Here is a 3,199-nt window from a genome sequence, read left to right as displayed (position 1 = left end):
GGGTGATGGGTGGTTGGTCGTTGTTTGAGAACTGCACAGTGGACGCGAGCATCTGTGGCCAAGTTTTTAAGGGCGCACGGTGGATGCCTTGGCACCAGGAACCGATGAAGGACGTGGGAGGCCGCGATAGGCCCCGGGGAGTCGTCAACCAGGCTTTGATCCGGGGGTGTCCGAATGGGGAAACCCGGCAGTCGTCATGGGCTGTCACCCGCTGCTGAACTCATAGGCAGTGTGGAGGGAACGCGGGGAAGTGAAACATCTCAGTACCCGCAGGAAGAGAAAACAACCGTGATTCCGGGAGTAGTGGCGAGCGAAACTGGATGAGGCTAAACCGTTCACGTGTGAGACCCGGCAGGGGTTGCGTGTGCGGGGTTGTGGGATCTCACTTCTGTTGTCTGCCGGCAACAGGGCGAGTCAGAAACCGTTGATGTAGGCGAAGGACATGCGAAAGGTCCGGCGTAGAGGGTAAGACCCCCGTAGTCGAAACATTAGCGGCTTGCTTGTGAGACACCCAAGTAGCACGGGGCCCGAGAAATCCCGTGTGAATCTGGCGGGACCACCCGCTAAGCCTAAATATTCCCTGGTGACCGATAGCGGATAGTACCGTGAGGGAATGGTGAAAAGTACCGCGGGAGCGGAGTGAAATAGTACCTGAAACCGTGTGCCTACAAGCCGTGGGAGCGTCGGATGGAAGCTTGCTTCCATCTCGTGACTGCGTGCCTTTTGAAGAATGAGCCTGCGAGTTTGCGGTGTGTTGCGAGGTTAACCCGGGTGGGGTAGCCGTAGCGAAAGCGAGTCCGAAGAGGGCGTTGGAGTAGCACGCTCAAGACCCGAAGCGGAGTGATCTAGCCATGGGCAGGTTGAAGCGGCTGTAAGAGGTCGTGGAGGACCGAACCCACCAGGGTTGAAAACCTGGGGGATGACCTGTGGTTAGGGGTGAAAGGCCAATCAAACTCCGTGATAGCTGGTTCTCCCCGAAATGCATTTAGGTGCAGCGTCGTGTGTTTCTTGCCGGAGGTAGAGCACTGGATAGGCGATGGGCCCTACCGGGTTACTGACCTTAGCCAAACTCCGAATGCCGGTAAGTGAGAGCGCGGCAGTGAGACTGTGGGGGATAAGCTCCATGGTCGAGAGGGAAACAGCCCAGAGCATCGACTAAGGCCCCTAAGCGTACGCTAAGTGGGAAAGGATGTGGAGTCGCACAGACAACCAGGAGGTTGGCTTAGAAGCAGCCATCCTTGAAAGAGTGCGTAATAGCTCACTGGTCTAGTGATTCCGCGCCGACAATGTAGCGGGGCTCAAGCGTACCGCCGAAGTCGTGTCAATCCAGCGTATAGCTCTAACGGGTGCTGGGTTGGGTAGGGGAGCGTCGTGTGCCGGGTGAAGCAGCACTGGAAGGTAGTTGTGGACGGTTCACGAGTGAGAATGCAGGCATGAGTAGCGATACAAACGTGAGAAACGTTTGCGCCGATTGACTAAGGGTTCCTGGGTCAAGCTGATCTGCCCAGGGTAAGTCGGGACCTAAGGCGAGGCCGACAGGCGTAGTCGATGGATAACCGGTTGATATTCCGGTACCCGCTGTGAAGCGTCAAACATCGAGCATCGTGATGCTAAGGCCGTGAAGCCGCCCTGGAGCCTTCGGGCAAAGGGGAGTGGTGGAGCCGCTGAACCAAGCGGTTAGTAGGTGAGTGATGGGGTGACGCAGGAAGGTAGTCCATCCCGGGCGGTGGTTGTCCCGGGGTAAGGGTGTAGGACGTCAGGTAGGTAAATCCGCCTGGCAATAGTCTGAGACCTGATGCCGAGCCGATTGTGGTGAAGTGGATGATCCTATGCTGTCGAGAAAAGCCTCTAGCGAGTTTCATGGCGGCCCGTACCCTAAACCGACTCAGGTGGTCAGGTAGAGAATACCGAGGCGTTCGGGTGAACTATGGTTAAGGAACTCGGCAAAATGCCCCCGTAACTTCGGGAGAAGGGGGGCCATTTCTGGTGATGGGTTTTGCACTCTGAGCTGGGGGTGGCCGCAGAGACCAGCGAGAAGCGACTGTTTACTAAAAACACAGGTCCGTGCGAAGCCGTAAGGCGATGTATACGGACTGACGCCTGCCCGGTGCTGGAACGTTAAGGGGACCGGTTAGCTCCATTTCGGTGGGGCGAAGCTGAGAACTTAAGCGCCAGTAAACGGCGGTGGTAACTATAACCATCCTAAGGTAGCGAAATTCCTTGTCGGGTAAGTTCCGACCTGCACGAATGGCGTAACGACTTCTCGACTGTCTCAACCATAGGCCCGGTGAAATTGCACTACGAGTAAAGATGCTCGTTTCGCGCAGCAGGACGGAAAGACCCCGGGACCTTTACTACAGTTTGATATTGGTGTTCGGTTCGGCTTGTGTAGGATAGCTGGGAGACTTTGATACTCGCACGCCAGTGTGGGTGGAGTCGTCGTTGAAATACCAGTCTGGTCGTGCTGGATGTCTAACCTGGGTCCGTGATCCGGATCAGGGACAGTGTCTGATGGGTAGTTTAACTGGGGCGGTTGCCTCCTAAAGAGTAACGGAGGCGCCCAAAGGTTCCCTCAGCCTGGTTGGCAATCAGGTGTTGAGTGTAAGTGCACAAGGGAGCTTGACTGTGAGACCGACGGGTCGAGCAGGGACGAAAGTCGGGACTAGTGATCCGGCGGTGGCTTGTGGAAGCGCCGTCGCTCAACGGATAAAAGGTACCCCGGGGATAACAGGCTGATCTTCCCCAAGAGTCCATATCGACGGGATGGTTTGGCACCTCGATGTCGGCTCGTCGCATCCTGGGGCTGGAGTCGGTCCCAAGGGTTGGGCTGTTCGCCCATTAAAGCGGTACGCGAGCTGGGTTTAGAACGTCGTGAGACAGTTCGGTCCCTATCCGCTGTGCGCGTAGGAGTCTTGAGAAGGGCTGTCCCTAGTACGAGAGGACCGGGACGGACGAACCTCTGGTGTGCCAGTTGTTCTGCCAAGGGCATGGCTGGTTGGCTACGTTCGGGAGGGATAACCGCTGAAAGCATCTAAGCGGGAAGCCTGCTTCGAGATGAGGACTCCCACCCACTTGATGGGGTAAGGCTCCCAGTAGACGACTGGGTTGATAGGCCGGATCTGGAAGCACCGTAAGGTGTGGAGGTGACTGGTACTAATAGGCCGAGGGCTTGTCCTCAGTTGCTCGCGTCCACTGTGTT

General features: G+C 56.8%; 1 rRNA gene. It reads left to right on the top strand.

Annotated elements, in window-relative coordinates:
* The first annotated feature begins 56 nt into the window (after positions 1–56).
* A 23S ribosomal RNA gene (locus HZS56_RS37555) occupies positions 57–3,177 on the top strand.
* The last annotated feature ends 22 nt before the right edge of the window (positions 3,178–3,199 follow it).

It is taken from the genome of Streptomyces mayonensis (assembly GCF_018982965.1).
Taxonomy (GTDB): Bacteria; Actinomycetota; Actinomycetes; order Streptomycetales; family Streptomycetaceae; genus Streptomyces; species Streptomyces mayonensis.
This window is presented reverse-complemented; position numbering and strand designations above follow the sequence as displayed.